Source organism: Streptomyces sp. NBC_00876 (assembly GCF_045207435.1).
Taxonomy (GTDB): domain Bacteria; phylum Actinomycetota; class Actinomycetes; order Streptomycetales; family Streptomycetaceae; genus Streptomyces.
Window position 1 is genome coordinate 6,749,167 of sequence record NZ_CP108800.1, and the last position, 15,082, is coordinate 6,764,248.

Below are 15,082 nucleotides of genomic sequence, written 5' to 3' on the forward strand. Positions count from 1 at the left end.
CGTGTCGGCGAACAGCTTCGACGCCCGCAGCACGCTGCGCGTGGGCGACGAGTCGTACGAGATCTTCAAGCTGGACAAGGTCGAGGGCTCCGCGCGCCTCCCTTACAGCCTGAAGGTGCTGCTGGAGAACCTGCTCCGCACGGAGGACGGCGCGAACATCACCGCCGACCACATCCGTGCGCTCGGCGGCTGGGACTCCCAGGCCCAGCCCAGCCAGGAGATCCAGTTCACGCCGGCCCGCGTGATCATGCAGGACTTCACCGGTGTGCCGTGTGTCGTGGACCTCGCCACCATGCGTGAGGCCGTCAAGGAGCTCGGCGGCGACGCCACGAAGATCAACCCCCTCGCGCCGGCCGAGCTGGTCATCGACCACTCCGTCATCGCCGACAAGTTCGGCACCAACGACGCGTTCGCGCAGAACGTCGAGCTGGAGTACGGCCGTAACAAGGAGCGCTACCAGTTCCTGCGCTGGGGCCAGACCGCCTTCGACGAGTTCAAGGTCGTCCCCCCGGGCACCGGCATCGTCCACCAGGTCAACATCGAGCACCTGGCCCGCACGGTCATGGTCCGGGGTGGCCAGGCGTACCCCGACACCCTCGTCGGCACCGACTCGCACACCACCATGGTCAACGGCCTGGGCGTGCTGGGCTGGGGCGTCGGCGGCATCGAGGCCGAGGCCGCGATGCTCGGCCAGCCGGTCTCCATGCTCATCCCGCGCGTCGTCGGCTTCAAGCTGACCGGCGAGCTCCCGGCCGGCACCACCGCCACCGACCTCGTGCTGACCATCACCGAGATGCTCCGCAAGCACGGCGTCGTCGGCAAGTTCGTCGAGTTCTACGGTGAGGGCGTCGCCGCCACCTCCCTCGCGAACCGCGCCACCATCGGCAACATGTCGCCGGAGTTCGGCTCCACCGCCGCGATCTTCCCGATCGACGACGAGACGCTGAAGTACCTGCGTCTGACCGGCCGCGACGCGCAGCAGGTCGCGCTCGTCGAGGCGTACGCCAAGGAGCAGGGCCTCTGGCTCGACCCGGCCGCCGAGCCGGACTTCTCCGAGAAGCTGGAGCTCGACCTCTCCACGGTCGTCCCCTCCATCGCCGGCCCGAAGCGCCCGCAGGACCGCATCATCCTCGCGAACGCCAAGGCGCAGTTCGCCCAGGACGTGCGCAACTACGTCTCCGACGACGAGGAGGCGGGCAAGGAGTCCTTCCCGGCCTCCGACTCGCCGGCCACCCACAACGGCGTCCCGTCCAACCCGGTCACCGTGACCGCCCCCGACGGCACCACGTACGAGCTGGACCACGGCGCCGTCACCGTCGCCGCGATCACCTCCTGCACCAACACCTCGAACCCGTACGTCATGGTCGCCGCGGCGCTCGTGGCGAAGAAGGCCGTGGAGAAGGGCCTGACCCGCAAGCCGTGGGTCAAGACCACCCTCGCCCCGGGCTCGAAGGTCGTCACCGACTACTTCGACAAGGCGGGCCTGACCCCGTACCTCGACAAGGTCGGCTTCAACCTCGTCGGCTACGGCTGCACCACCTGCATCGGCAACTCCGGCCCGCTGCCGGAAGAGGTCTCCAAGGCGGTCAACGAGCACGACCTGGCCGTGACCTCGGTGCTCTCCGGCAACCGTAACTTCGAGGGCCGGATCAACCCCGACGTCAAGATGAACTACCTGGCGTCCCCGCCGCTGGTCGTCGCGTACGCCATCGCCGGTTCGATGAAGGTCGACATCACCAAGGACGCCCTGGGCGTCGACCAGGACGGCAAGCCGGTCTTCCTCGCCGACATCTGGCCGTCCGAGGCCGAGGTGAACGACGTCGTCGCCAACTCCATCGGCGAGGACATGTTCAACAAGTCCTACCAGGACGTCTTCGCGGGCGACGCCCAGTGGCAGGCGCTCTCGATCCCCACCGGCAACACCTTCGAGTGGGACGCCGAGTCCACCTACGTCCGTAAGCCCCCTTACTTCGAGGGCATGACGATGGAGACCACCCCGGTCTCCGACATCAACGGCGCCCGCGTCCTCGCGAAGCTGGGCGACTCGGTCACCACCGACCACATCTCCCCGGCCGGTGCGATCAAGGCCGACACCCCGGCCGGCAAGTACCTCACGGAGCACGGCATCGAGCGCCGTGACTTCAACTCCTACGGCTCGCGCCGTGGTAACCACGAGGTCATGATCCGCGGCACGTTCGCCAACATCCGCCTGCGCAACCAGATCGCGCCGGGCACCGAGGGCGGCTTCACCCGCGACTTCACCCAGGCGGACGCTCCGGTGTCGTTCATCTACGACGCCTCGCAGAACTACCAGGCCGCCGGCACCCCGCTCGTCATCCTGGCGGGCAAGGAGTACGGCTCCGGCTCGTCCCGCGACTGGGCGGCCAAGGGCACCGCGCTCCTGGGCGTCAAGGCCGTCATCGCCGAGTCCTACGAGCGCATCCACCGCTCGAACCTCATCGGCATGGGCGTCCTCCCGCTCCAGTTCCCGGAGGGCCAGACCGCCGAGTCCCTGGGCCTGACCGGCGAGGAGACCTTCTCCTTCACCGGTGTGACCGAGCTGAACAACGGCACCACCCCGCGCACCGTCAAGGTCACCACCGACACCGGTGTGGAGTTCGACGGCGTCGTCCGCATCGACACCCCCGGTGAGGCGGACTACTACCGCAACGGCGGCATCCTGCAGTACGTGCTCCGCAGCCTGATCCGCAAGTAGTCAGCAGCGGCAGTACGGCGAGAGGGCCGCATCCCCGGTGACGGGGATGCGGCCCTCTCTGATGTCCTACAAGGAACTACCGCACGGATCAGAACAGGAACTTGTAGCTGTTCCAGCCGCTCGTGCCGATCTTCACCTTGGCCTTGTACGGGGCGGCGGCGTTGCCGGTGCCCTTGTAGAGGTACAGCGCACCGGCCGAGTCGCGGGCGACGAGGTCGGTGCGGCCGTCGAGGTCGAGGTCGCCGGTCGAGACCAGCTTGTTGTACGTGTTCCAGCCGCTGCCGATCTTGGTGCGCGCCGAGAACGGGGCCTTCTGGTTGCCGGTGCCCTTGTACAGGTACAGGACGCCGGACTTGTCGCGGGCGACGATGTCGTTCTTGCCGTCGCCGTTCAGGTCGCCGTTGCCGGCGATCTCGCTGTAGATGTTCCAGCCGTAGCCGACCTTGATGCGGCCCGTCACCTTGCCGGTGCCGTAGCCGAGGTAGACGTAGAGGTCACCCTTGGTGTCGCGGGCGAGCAGGTCGCCGGCCGCGGCTCCGCCGATGTTGCCCGGCGAGACGATCTTGTTGTACGTGTTCCAGCCGTAGCCGATCTTGACCGACGACGAGTCGAACTTCAGGTAGCCCATGTCACCGTTGGACTCACGGAACCACAGGCCGTCGCTCTGTCCATCGCCCTGGTTGTCCACCTGGGCCATGAAGGAGACGCCGGTCCAGCCGGAGCCGTAGACGTCGCGGGCGGTGAGCCCGCCCTTGCCGTTGGGCGCGTACGCGTACGCGGTACCTGTGGAGTTGACGCCGTACAGCGCGAAGCTGGGGGTGACCGCCGCGGCTGCGGCGGCGGGTGCCGCCGAAGGCTGGTCGGCTGCCGCGCCGAGCGACGGCTGCGGGGCGTCGGAGGCCACGGCGGCGGTGCCGGTGGCGACGAGGGCGGCGGTGAGCGCCGCGGCTGCTGCGCGTGCTGCTGTGCGTCCGTACTGACGGCCAGAGGTTTTGGCCACGAATCACTCCATGGATTGTGATGGGTCGTGGCCCGCCGCGAGTTGACGGCGGGCCACGGATGCAGCCGAATCGTTTCACGACTCCGGTCGTAAAATCTTCACCGTCGTGTCACGACTCTGTTCGCAAATCCATCACATCTGCTCAGAACAGCAGACGGTAGGTGTTCCAGCCCGAAGTGCCGATGATCGCCTTGGCCTTGTACGGGGTGGCGGCGTTGCCGGTGCCCCGGTACAGGTAGAGCTCGCCCGCGGCGTTCCGGCCGACCAGGTCCGCGATGCCGTCCAGGTCGATGTCGCCCGGGGCGAACACGTTGTTGTACGTGTTCCAGCCGCTGCCGATCTTGGTGCGCTTGGCGAGCGGGGCCTTCTGGTTGCCGGTGCCCTTGTAGAGCCACAGGACGCCGGCCTTGTCGCGGGCGACGACGTCGTTCCTGCCGTCGCCGCTCAGGTCACCGTTTCCGGCGATCTGGGTGTAGATGTCCCAGCCGTAACCGACCTTGATGCGCTTGGTGACCGATCCGTCGCCGTACCCCAGGTAGAGGTACAGGTCGCCCTTGGTGTCACGGGCGAGGAGGTCACCGGCCTCGGCGCCGCCGAGGGTGCCGGGGGAGACCAGCTTGTTGTAGGAGCCCCAGCCGTAGCCGGCCTTCTTCGCCGCGGAGTTGTCGTTGGCGTAGTAGTAGATGTCGCCCTTGGTGTTGAGCTGCCAGCGGCCGTCCGCCACGTTGTCGGCGTTGTTGTCCACCCGGCCGAGGAACTTGACGTCCTTCCAGCCGGTGTCGAGCTGGACACGCTTCTCGAGGCCGCCGTCGCCGGACGGGGTGTAGTAGTACGAGGTGCCGGTGCTGTCGAGGCCGGCGATGCCGAACATGGGCGCGTCGCCCGGCTCGGCCGCGAAGGCGGAAGCGCCGGTGCCGACCAGGGCCGCGGTTATCGCGGCAGCGGCGAGACGGGCGGCAGCCCGTCCGGGCCGACGGCCAGAAGTCTTGGCCACGTGTGTTCTCCATGGGTGGTGGGACCGGGCGTGACGCGCCGCGGGATACGGGGACACGCCACGGAATTGAGGGTGATCCTTTCACGAGTCCCTCACGTGTCCAAGGGTTTGGCGAAATGATGCCACCGCGACATCTTCGCCCCGGTATGCGGGTGTTGCGGCGTCCGGCGAGGTCAGGACAGGGGTGCGGAGCCGGCCGCCTCCCGGGCCCAGGCAACGGCCCCGCACCCATCGCAACGCACCCATCGCCCCGCGCGCCGGCGCCGTCCGGAGTCCGTTTCACCGGTCGATGAACGGGTGGTCGCCGACGATGAGGCCGGCCGCGTCGAGCACGGGAAGGCCGAAGCCCACGGATACGGCCGTGCCCGTCGCGACCTCCGCCATCTCCCAGTGGAACCGCACCGTGCCGGAACGCGGTCGGGACCCCGTCGGCCAGGCTGCCGTAGTAGACGATGCCGACCGCGCCCACTCCCGGCGCCCCGCCCACCTGCTGCGCGGTGGTGAGCGCCGCCGCCACTCCGGCGTGGCGCGGGGCGATCCCGGCCGGCACCGTGGTCATGAGCGGGGCCGGGGCCGGTCCCATGCCGGCCCCGTCGACGAGGAGCGCCGGCAGGAGCCAGGTGACGGCCGCCCCCTGCGCCACCATGACGCGGCGCGGGGCGTGGCGGCCCGGGTGGTCCGCGGCGTCCTGGCGGACCCGGCGGCGGACCCGGCGCGCTGAAGAGGGGCCACGCGAAGAGGCCACCCCCCGTCCGCAGGGCGGCGGACCGGGCGCGCTGAGGGCCGGTGCGCTCAACGCACCGCCCCCGTCCGCAGCACGGCGGACGGGGGCGGGCGGCGGAACGGGCCGGACTACTTCCGGTGGGCCGCGATCAGTTCCTGGTACCAGCGGTAGCTGTCCTTCGGGGTGCGCTCCTGGGTGTCGTAGTCGACCCGGATGATCCCGAACCGCTTCGCGTACCCGAGCGCCCACTCGAAGTTGTCCAGCAGCGACCACACGTAGTAGCCGCGCACGTCCACGCCCGCGTCCATCGCCGCCCGCAGCGCGGTCAGATGGGTGCGGAGGTAGTCGACGCGGTCCGTGTCGTGCACCGCGCCGTCGGCGTCCACCGTGTCGAACTCCGCCGAGCCGTTCTCCGTGATGTGCACCGGCGGCAGCGCGTCCCCGTACGTCTGCTTCAGCGCGGTCAGCAGATCGGTGAAGGACTCGGGCACGACGGGCCAGCCCATCGCCGTCTTGCGGACGCCCCGGTACTCGCCCTCGCTGTAGCGGTTGTCGGTGGCGACCCGCAGCGCCGGATCGGCCTCGCGGTGCGGGGCGGAGGCGATCACGATGGGGCGGTAGTAGTTGATGCCCAGGAAGTCCATCGGCTGGGAGATCAGCTCCAGGTCGCCCTCGCGCCGGAAGTCCTGGGCGGTGATGAGCTCGCCCCAGGTCTCCTGCTCGGTGACCGGGTAGCGGCCCGCCAGGATCGGCTCGGTCCACACCAGGTTGTGCTGGGTGTCCGCGCGGACGACGGCGGCGAGGTCGGCGTCGGACTCGGTGGCCGGGACGTTGCGGTCCAGGTTGAGCGTGATGCCCGCCTCGCGGACCCCTGCCGCGCGCAGCGCGGTCATCGCGTGGCCGTGGCCGACGAGCAGGTGGTGAGCGGCGGCCAGGGCGCCGCGCCCCTCCTTCGCGCCCGGTGCATGCCGGCCGACCGAGTAGCCGAGGAAGGCGCTGCACCACGGTTCGTTGAGCGTGATCCAGCGCGGCACCCGGTCGCCCAGGTGCTCCGCCATGATCGCCGCGTACTCCCCGAAGCGCTCAGCGGTCTCGCGTACCCGCCAGCCGCCCTTGTCCTCCAGCGCCTGGGGCAGGTCCCAGTGGTAGAGCGTGGCGGCCGGCTCGATGCCCGCCTCCAGGAGCGAGTCGACGAGCCGGGAGTAGAAGTCCAGGCCCTTGGGGTTGACCGCCCCGCTGCCCTCGGCCTGGATGCGGGACCAGGCGATCGAGAAGCGGTACGAGTCCACACCCAGGCCGCGCAGCAGCGCCACGTCCTCGGGGTGGCGGTGGTAGTGGTCGCAGGCCACGTCACCGGTGTCCCCGCCGTCGGTCTTCCCGGGCGTGTGACTGTAGGTGTCCCAGATCGACGGACCGCGCCCGTCCTCCTGCGCGGCGCCCTCGATCTGGTACGAGGCCGTGGCCGCGCCGAACACGAAGCCGGGCGGGAACACAGGGAACTCACTCATGGAAACGCAACCCTTCGACCTACTTGACCGAGCCGCCGGTGATCCCGGCGGCGATGTACTTCTGCGAGAGGACGAGCAGGACCGCCGCGGGGATCGCGGACAGCACGGACGCGGCCATGACCGAGCCCCAGTCGCCGACGTGGGCGCCGATGTACTGGTAGATGCCCAGGGTGATCGGCTTGACGTCGTCCGTGGTGTTCAGCGTCAGCGCGAACATGAAGTCGCTCCACGCGTACAGGAACGAGAACAGCCCCGCGGTGATCAGGGAGTTGCGGCTCATCGGCAGCACGACCTGCACGAACGTACGGAAGCGTCCGGCGCCGTCGACCTCGGCGGCCTCGATGACCTCGCGCGGGATGGACACCATGAACGAGCGCATCAGCACGATCGCGAAGGGGATGCCGAGCGAGGCGTCCGCCAGCATCAGGCCGAAGTAGGAGTTTACCAGGCCGAGGTCCACGTACGCGCTGTACAGGGCGTTCGCGATGACGATGCCCGGCACCATCTGGGTGATCAGCGTGCCGAAGACGATCGTCCTGCTGCCGCGCAGCTTGAACTGCGCCAGGCCGTACGCCGCCGGCGCGGAGATCGCCAGGCAGATGGCCACGGCGCCGAGCGCCACGGCCAGCGAGGTCAGCAGGTTGCCGCCCTGCTCGCTGAGGGCGGAGGTGAAGCCGGAGAAGTCCAGGCCCGTCGGAACCGGGCCGACATCGACCAGGCTCGCGTCCGGCTGGAGCGCGGTGTTGATCATCCAGTACAGCGGGAACAGCATCACCGCGAGGACGGCGACGCCGAACACGGTCGCGCCCCAGCGGCGCTTCGGCCGGTGGACGGTGGCGGGAGCCGGGGCGGCGGGGGTCTGGGTGGTGGTCGCCATGCCGGTCACTTCCCCTCGTTGCGGTTGACGCGCAGGTAGAACACCGCGAAGACGGCGGAGATCAGGATCAGGATGTTGCCGACCACGGCACCGGCCCCGAAGTCCATCTGGACGAAGGAGTTCTGGTACGTGAGCGTGCCGAGCGTCTGGGTGGAGTCGGCCGGTCCGCCGTCGGTGAGGGCGAGGACCAGGTCGAGGATCTTGACCGTCGACATGAAGCCGAGCACCAGCACCACGGTGATGACGGGCTTGAGCATGGGCAGGGTGACCGAGCGGAACGTACGCCAGGCGGACGCGCCGTCGAGCGAGGCGGCCTCGTGCAGCTCCTTGGGGACCTCCTGGAGGCCGCCGTAGAGGATCACCATGTTGAACGGGATGCCGATCCAGATGTTCACCAGGATCACCGAGATGAGCGCCATGCCGGTGCTCGTCAGCCACGGGGTGTCGCCGGGGAGGCCGACGGTGCCCAGGAAGGAATTGAGGACACCGGTGTCCTGGTCGAAGATGCGCCGCCACACGACGCCGGAGACGACCATCGGGATCAGCCACGGCAGCAGGATCAGCGAGCGCAGGATCCCGTTCAGCGGGAAGCGCCGGGTGAAGAAGACGGCGAGGCCCAGGCCGATGCAGAACTGGCCGATGAGCGATCCGACCGTGAAGAGGACCGTCTGCCACAGGGCCTTGCCGAACAGCCCGTCGTTGAAGACCTTGCTCCAGTTGTCGGTGCCGTTGAACGGCGCCTTGCCGGTGAAGAAGGTGGACGGCGAGTAGTCCTGGAAGCTCATCACGATGTTGCGGACGAGCGGGTAGCCGAAGAACAGCGCCATGAAGATCACGGCGGGGGCGATGAACCCCCACTGGGCGAGCGTCCTGCGCCGCTTGGCGCTCCGGGGGTTCACCGGCTTCGTCGGCGCGGCGGATGCGGGGGCCTTCGGTCCGGCCGGCAGCGCGGCGGCCGAGGCTGTGGTGGATGACATGGCTCGTTACCTCAGTTCCCGCTCGTGACCTGCTGCTGGGCACGCTTCAGAGCGGCCTCGCTGGACTCACCGGTGAGCGCGGACTGGAAGGCGCTCTGCAGGGCCAGCGACACGGACGACCACTGCGCGCCGAGCTTGGCGGTACGCGAACGGGCCGTGGCGACCTGGTCGGCGAGGGCGCTCAGCTCCGGCACCTTGGTGCGCCACACGGCGGCGGCCTTCTCGTTGGCCGGGACCATCCAGCTGTTGAGGGCGTAGGTGATCTGCTCCTGCTCGCCCGCCATGCAGCCGATGATCCTGGCGGACACCTTCTCCCGCTCGCTGTCACCGGTGTTCGGCACGGTCAGCACCCCGCCGCCCAGCGGACCCACGGAGTCGTCGCCCGCCTTCGGGACCGGGATCTGGGCGATGCCCCAGTTCAGCCCCTTCTTCGAGTTGAGGGTCTCGACCTGCCACGGGCCGTTGATCATCATGGCGGCGTTGCCGGCCATGAACTGGTCGTTCACATCCGCCTGCGTCCAGTTGACCGTGGACTTGGAAAGGGAGCCGTCCTTGAGGAGGTCCTTCCAGTAGTCCAGCGCCCCGGCCACCTGTGGGCTGTCGAGCTTCGTCTCGTCGCCGCCGTTGGACCACATGAACGGGGTGAACTGGAAGACGCCGTCCTCCGCGCCGCCCGCGCTGAGCGCCAGACCGTACCGCTTGCCCTGGGTGAGCTTCTTCGCGGTCGCCCGCATCTCGGCCCAGGTGGTGGGCACCTTCAGACCGGCCTTGTCGAGGGTGTCCTTGTTGTAGAACATCGCCAGGGTGTTCACGGTGCGCGCCGCCCCGTAGTACTTCCCCTGGTACGAGCCGAAGTCGACGATCCCCTCGGGGATGTCCTTCGTCGTCAGACCGAGGTCCTTCAGCGGGATCAGCCCGCCCGCCTCGGCGAACGTCGGCATCTCCGAGGCGTCCAGCTGGAGCACGTCGGGCAGCGACTTCGAGGACGCCATCCGCAGGGCCTTCGTCATCACCTGCGAGGCCGGGACGCTCTGCTGCTCGATCCTCACCCCGAGCGTCTTGCTGCACCGGGCCAGCGTCTGGGCGTCCCAGCGGTGGTAGGACTCGTCGGTCGACGAGTTCATGACGGTGTACACATCCGGGTCCCGCTGCTGACCGCAGCCGGACAGGGCGACGCCGCCGGCCAGCGCGGAGACGACGGTGAGCGGGACGATGACCCGCCGGTGGCGACGACGGCGCGGCTGGCGCACGCCGTCCGGAGAAGGTGCTGTCACGATGGTGCCCTTGCGTGAGAGGGGTGCCGGCCCCGGGGGACCACTGTGTCCCGGCGGGATGAGTCCATCCGCCCGGATGCGGGTCCGGCGGGCCCGCGCCCGGGGAGAGGGGGTGTCCGGCGGTGGTCCGCCGGGCACCCCGGGGTGTCAGCCGACGCCGAGCAGGTGCTCCATGGCGAGCTGGTCGAGCGCCTCGAACGCCATCGAGCGTTCGGCCGCGCCGTCCACGTCGAACTCCTCGTACGCGGACCGGTCCGCGAGCAGGGCCCTGACACCGTCGGCGGCGGTGGGCTGCGCCAGCTCGTCCAGGCGGGAGGCGGCCAGCGCCTCCTTGACGGCCGGGTCGGCGCGGAACGCCAGCGCGCGCTCCTTGAGGATCAGGTAGTTGCGCATGCAGTTCTTCGCGGACTCCCAGACACCGTCGATGCCGTCGGTGCGCACCGGCTTGAAGTCGAAGTGCAGCGGGCCCGCGTAGTCGGAGTCCTCCAGCAGGTCGACGAGCCAGAAGGCCTGGCGCAGGTCGCCGGCGCCGAAGCGGAGGTCCTGGTCGTACTTGATGCCGGACTGGCCGTTCAGGTCGATGTGGAAGAGCTTGCCGGCCCACAGGGCCTGCGCGATGCCGTGGGCGAAGTTCAGTCCGGCCATCTGCTCGTGGCCTACCTCGGGGTTCACGCCGTACATCTCCGGGCGCTCCAGGCGCTCGATGAAGGCCAGGGCGTGGCCGACGGTCGGGAGCAGGATGTCGCCGCGCGGCTCGTTGGGCTTGGGCTCGATGGCGAAGCGGAGGTCGTAGCCCTGGTCGACGACGTACTCGCCGAGCAGGTCGAAGGCCTCCTTCATCCGGTCCAGTGCGACCCGTACGTCCTTGGCGCCGCCGGACTCCGCGCCCTCGCGGCCGCCCCAGGCGACATACGTCCCGGCGCCCAGCTCGACGGCGAGGTCGATGTTGCGGATGACCTTGCGCAGCGCGAAGCGGCGGACGTCGCGGTCGTTGGAGGTGAAGCCGCCGTCCTTGAAGACGGGGTGCGTGAAGAGGTTGGTGGTGGCCATGGGGACCTTGAGGCCGGTGCGGTCCAGGGCGGCCCTGAAGCGCGTCACGATCGTGGCGCGCTCGCTGTCCGAGGAGCCGAACGGGATCAGGTCGTCGTCGTGGAACGTCACACCGTGCGCGCCGAGCTCCGCGAGGCGCTCGACGGACTCGACCGGGTCCAGGGCGGGACGGGTGGCGTCACCGAAGGGGTCGTTGCCCCGCCAGCCGACGGTCCAGAGCCCGAAGGTGAACCTGTCGGCGGGGGTGGGGGTGAAGCGGTTCGACATGCTGCTGCCTCTTGTCGACATGGGCCCGGTCGGCTGCGCTGCCGCCCGACCGATTTGTTTGCTGGCAGTACTAATACGGCATCCTGGCGTTCGTTTCTAGACCATCCCTGTGACGCACTCATCACATAGGGGCAACCTGGCGGTTATCTGGAGGGCTTGAGGCTCTGTCGGTGCGGGCTCCAGGCGACTTTCGAGGGCTGTCGAAGCGCTTCGAAGAATATTTGTTTTGTGTACGATCAAAATCGGGACCCATAGGAACGGAGACCCCCATGAAGTTCACCGACGGCTTCTGGCAGATGCGAGACGGTGTGCACGCCTCGTACGCCACCGAGCTCCGCGACCTGCGCCTCGACGCCGACCGCCTCACCGCCCACGCCGCCGTCAAGCGCGTGACGCGCCGCGGTGACACGCTGAACGCCCCGCTGATCACGGTGGAGGCGTACGCCCCCGCAGAGGGCGTCATCGGTGTCCGCGTCACCCACCTCGCGGGCCGGCGCCGTCCCGGACCGGAATTCGGCCTGCCCGGCGCCACCGGCGACGCCGGGGCCACCACCCGCGGTGACGGCCGGGCCGCCGAACTCACCAGCGGCCCGCTCACCCTCCGGCTGCCCACCGAGGGCGACTTCGGCCTGGAGTTCCTGGACGCGGACGGCCGGCTCCTGACCGCCGCCGGCCGCAAGGGGACCGCCTTCGCCACGGTGGCGGACGGCGGCCACCACATGCTCGCCCAGCTCGCCCTCGGCGTCGGCGAGACGATCCACGGCCTCGGCGAGCGGTTCACCCCGTACGTCAAGAACGGCCAGGTGGTCGACATGTGGCAGGCGGACGGCGGCACCAGCAGCGAGCAGGCCTACAAGAACGTCCCGTTCTACCTCTCCTCACGCGGCTACGGCGTCTTCGTCAACCACCCCGGCAAGGTCTCCTTCGAGGTCGGCTCCGAGGCCGTCGGCCAGGTGCAGTTCAGCGTCGAGGACCAGGTCCTGGAGTACTTCGTCGTCGCGGGCCCCACGCCCAAGGACGTCCTCACCCGCTACACCGCGCTCACCGGCCGCCCGGCCCTGCCGCCGGCCTGGTCGTTCGGCCTCTGGCTGACCACCTCGTTCACCACCTCCTACGACGAGGCCACCGTCACCTCCTTCGTCGACGGCATGGCCGAGCGCGGCATCCCGCTCTCGGTGTTCCACTTCGACTGCTTCTGGATGCGCGAGTACCAGTGGTGCGACTTCGAATGGGACCCGCAGACCTTCCCCGACCCGGCCGGCATGCTCGCCCGGCTCAAGGAGAAGGGGCTGAAGATCTGCGTCTGGATCAACCCGTACATCGCGCAGAAGAGCCCCCTGTACGCCGAGGGCGCGGCGAAGGGCTACTTCGTCCTCACGCCCGGGGGCGACATCTGGCAGTGGGACAAGTGGCAGGCCGGCATGGCGCTGGTCGACTTCACCAACCCCGAGGCCACCGCCTGGTTCCAGGCCAAGCTGAAGCCCCTCCTCGACCAGGGCGTCGACGGCTTCAAGACGGACTTCGGCGAGCGCATCCCCACCGATGTCGTCTGGCACGACGGCTCCGACCCGGAGCGGATGCACAACTACTACACACACCTGTACAACAAGGCCGTCTTCGAACTCCTGGAGAAGGAGCGCGGCCAGGGCGAGGCCGTCCTCTTCGCCCGCTCCGCCACCGCCGGCGGCCAGCAGTTCCCCGTCCACTGGGGCGGCGACTGCTGGTCCTCGTTCGAGGCGATGGCCGAGTCCCTGCGAGGCGGACTCTCCCTGTCCCTCTCCGGCTTCGGCTTCTGGAGCCATGACATCGGCGGCTTCGAGGGCACGCCCGACCCGGCCGTCTTCAAGCGCTGGCTCGCCTTCGGCCTGCTCTCCTCGCACAGCCGCCTGCACGGCTCCTCGTCCTACCGCGTGCCGTGGGAGTTCGGCGACGAGGCGGTCGCGGTCGCCAGGCAGTTCACCGAGCTGAAGCACCGCCTGATGCCGTACCTGTACGGCGCGGCCGTCGAGGCCCACCGCACCGGCGTTCCCACCATGCGGCCCCTGCTGCTGGAGTTCCCCGACGACCCGGCCACCCGCGCGGTGGACCGCCAGTACCTGCTGGGCCCCGACCTCCTGGTCGCGCCCGTCTTCAGCGAGGACGGCCAGGTCGAGTACTACGTCCCCGAGGGCACCTGGACCCACTTCCTGACCGGCGAGACCGTCACCGGACCCGCCTGGCATCACGGCACGCACGGCTTCGACAGCCTCCCGCTCCTGGTCCGCCCCGGCGCGGTCCTGCCGCTCGGCGCGGACGCCTCCCGCCCCGACGCCGACTGGACGCAGAACCTCCAGCTGCGCGTGTACGCCCCCGAGGGCCTCGGCGACTTCACCCGCACGGTGACGGTCCCCGACCTCACGGGCGCACCGGCCGCCACGTACGAACTGGTCCGCGAGGGCGGCACGCTCCGGGTCACGGCGGACACGGACCGGCCGTACGAGGTCGTGGTCGTCGGCGACGCGATGCTGGACGTGGTCAAGGGCTGAGGACCCGGCCGGCCGACGGTGGTCGCCACCAGGGGTACCGCTGCCGGTACTGCCGCTCACGCCCACATGTCCATGGGCACAAAACCCGTGTTCCGGCCTTCGGCGTCGAGCAGGTGCCCCATCCGCTTGGGGTTGGCCAGCGTCAACCGCCGGTCCTCGACGGAGAGTTCGGGAAAGCGCTCGGTGAGGTGGGCCTCCAGGCGGCGGGTGTCCGGGATGGAGCGGACCCAGGCGGTGATCAGCAGGCTGTGCCGCCCGGCGATCGCCGCGCACAGGCGGACCTCGCTCGCCGCCGCGATCGACGCGCCCACACGGGCGAGATCGGCGCTGGGGACGTTCGCGAGATAGTGCACGAACACCGGGAACCCCGAGACGCCGTGGGCGACCTCGCAGCGGGGTAGGAGGCTGCCCTCGCGCAGCAGCCGGGTCACTCGGCGGCGCACGGTCGACTCGCTCATGCCCGTGATCTCGGCGAGTTCGCCGTAGCCGAGCCGCCCGTCCTCGCCGAGCGCGAGCAGCAGCGGGCGGTCCTCCGTTGCCAGCGACGCGGCGCCGGAGGGGGCCGTGTCGTCCGCCGGGCGCAGCAGGCCGCGTTGGCCGGGGTCCAGGGAGCGCAGGTCCCAGCGGCTGCCCTCGGTGAACAGATGGGTGGCGATCATGCTGCGGGTGGCCGTCACACCGTCCTGGGCGCCGATGACGTCGATGGCCAGGCGGGACAGTGCCACGAGGTCGGCGACCATGACCGTGAGGAAGAGGTCCGTGCTGCCGGACACGTGCTCGATGCCGGTGATGCGGGGGTCACGGACCAGGCGCTCGGTCACCGCGGGGACCTGTGACGGCACACAGTCGACTTCCATGAACGCGGCGCAGTTGGCCTGCTGGACGAACGGGCCGCCGTACGCGGTCACCCAGGCGAGCCCGCGTGAGCGCAGCCGCTCCCAGCGGCGGGCGGCGGTGACCGCGCTGATGCCCAGGGCCCGCCCGACGAGCGTCCACGATGCCCGCGGCGCGGCCTGGAGGGCGTTGACCAGCGCCAGATCGGTCTCGTCCAGAGAGTGCGGGCCGGTGGTCGGTGATTCGGCGTAATGCTTCATTTTTCAACTCTGAGTGAATCTTCTCGACAGATTTTGATTGATCGTATCCGGGAAGTTTCATGCTCCAAGGGTTCGC

General features: G+C 69.6%; 11 protein-coding genes. 3 read left to right on the plus strand and 8 right to left on the minus strand.

Annotated features, from left to right (window positions below):
- Position 1: 1 nt before the first annotated feature.
- The gene (acnA, locus tag OG782_RS29615) at positions 2-2,716 is read left to right on the plus strand and encodes an aconitate hydratase AcnA (protein ID WP_406456110.1); all 2,715 of its coding nucleotides are present in this window, start codon (positions 2-4) and stop codon (positions 2,714-2,716) included.
- 88 nt (positions 2,717-2,804) lie between these two features.
- Here acnA and OG782_RS29620 read toward each other — a convergent pair whose 3' ends face one another.
- Complete coding sequence (locus OG782_RS29620; RefSeq protein ID WP_406456112.1) at positions 2,805-3,716, minus strand: FG-GAP repeat domain-containing protein; 912 nt, start codon at positions 3,714-3,716, stop codon at positions 2,805-2,807.
- A 142-nt stretch (positions 3,717-3,858) separates the two neighbouring features.
- On the minus strand, positions 3,859-4,710 hold the full coding sequence (locus tag OG782_RS29625) for an FG-GAP repeat domain-containing protein (protein ID WP_406456114.1): 852 nt from the start codon (positions 4,708-4,710) through the stop codon (positions 3,859-3,861).
- A 403-nt stretch (positions 4,711-5,113) separates the two neighbouring features.
- Between OG782_RS29625 and OG782_RS29630 the strand changes: the two genes are divergently transcribed.
- Positions 5,114-5,431 carry a hypothetical protein gene (locus OG782_RS29630; RefSeq protein ID WP_406456116.1) on the plus strand — a complete coding sequence of 106 codons (318 nt, stop codon included), beginning with the start codon at positions 5,114-5,116 and terminating at the stop codon, positions 5,429-5,431.
- A gap of 131 nt (positions 5,432-5,562) precedes the next feature.
- Here OG782_RS29630 and OG782_RS29635 read toward each other — a convergent pair whose 3' ends face one another.
- From OG782_RS29635 to xylA, 5 genes are all read right to left on the minus strand, one after another.
- Positions 5,563-6,942 carry a GH1 family beta-glucosidase gene (locus tag OG782_RS29635; protein ID WP_406456118.1) on the minus strand — a complete coding sequence of 460 codons (1,380 nt, stop codon included), beginning with the start codon at positions 6,940-6,942 and terminating at the stop codon, positions 5,563-5,565.
- A 19-nt stretch (positions 6,943-6,961) separates the two neighbouring features.
- Positions 6,962-7,819: a carbohydrate ABC transporter permease gene (locus OG782_RS29640; protein WP_406456120.1), complete on the minus strand. Its 858-nt coding sequence runs from the start codon at positions 7,817-7,819 to the stop codon at positions 6,962-6,964.
- Between the two features lie 5 nt (positions 7,820-7,824).
- Complete coding sequence (locus OG782_RS29645) at positions 7,825-8,796, minus strand: carbohydrate ABC transporter permease (RefSeq protein WP_406456122.1); 972 nt, start codon at positions 8,794-8,796, stop codon at positions 7,825-7,827.
- Between the two features lie 11 nt (positions 8,797-8,807).
- Positions 8,808-10,070, minus strand: a complete 1,263-nt coding sequence (locus OG782_RS29650; RefSeq protein WP_406456124.1) for an ABC transporter substrate-binding protein — start codon at positions 10,068-10,070, stop codon at positions 8,808-8,810.
- A gap of 147 nt (positions 10,071-10,217) precedes the next feature.
- Complete coding sequence (gene xylA / locus OG782_RS29655) at positions 10,218-11,387, minus strand: xylose isomerase (RefSeq protein WP_406456126.1); 1,170 nt, start codon at positions 11,385-11,387, stop codon at positions 10,218-10,220.
- A 269-nt stretch (positions 11,388-11,656) separates the two neighbouring features.
- On the opposite strand from xylA, the gene yicI reads away from it, so the two are divergent.
- Positions 11,657-13,912, plus strand: a complete 2,256-nt coding sequence (gene yicI, locus OG782_RS29660) for an alpha-xylosidase (RefSeq protein ID WP_406456128.1) — start codon at positions 11,657-11,659, stop codon at positions 13,910-13,912.
- Positions 13,913-13,968: 56 nt separating this feature from the next.
- On the opposite strand, the gene OG782_RS29665 is transcribed toward yicI, so the two are convergent.
- Positions 13,969-15,006, minus strand: coding sequence for an Lrp/AsnC family transcriptional regulator (locus OG782_RS29665; protein ID WP_406456130.1), 1,038 nt, complete (start codon positions 15,004-15,006; stop codon positions 13,969-13,971).
- Positions 15,007-15,082 lie beyond the last annotated feature (76 nt).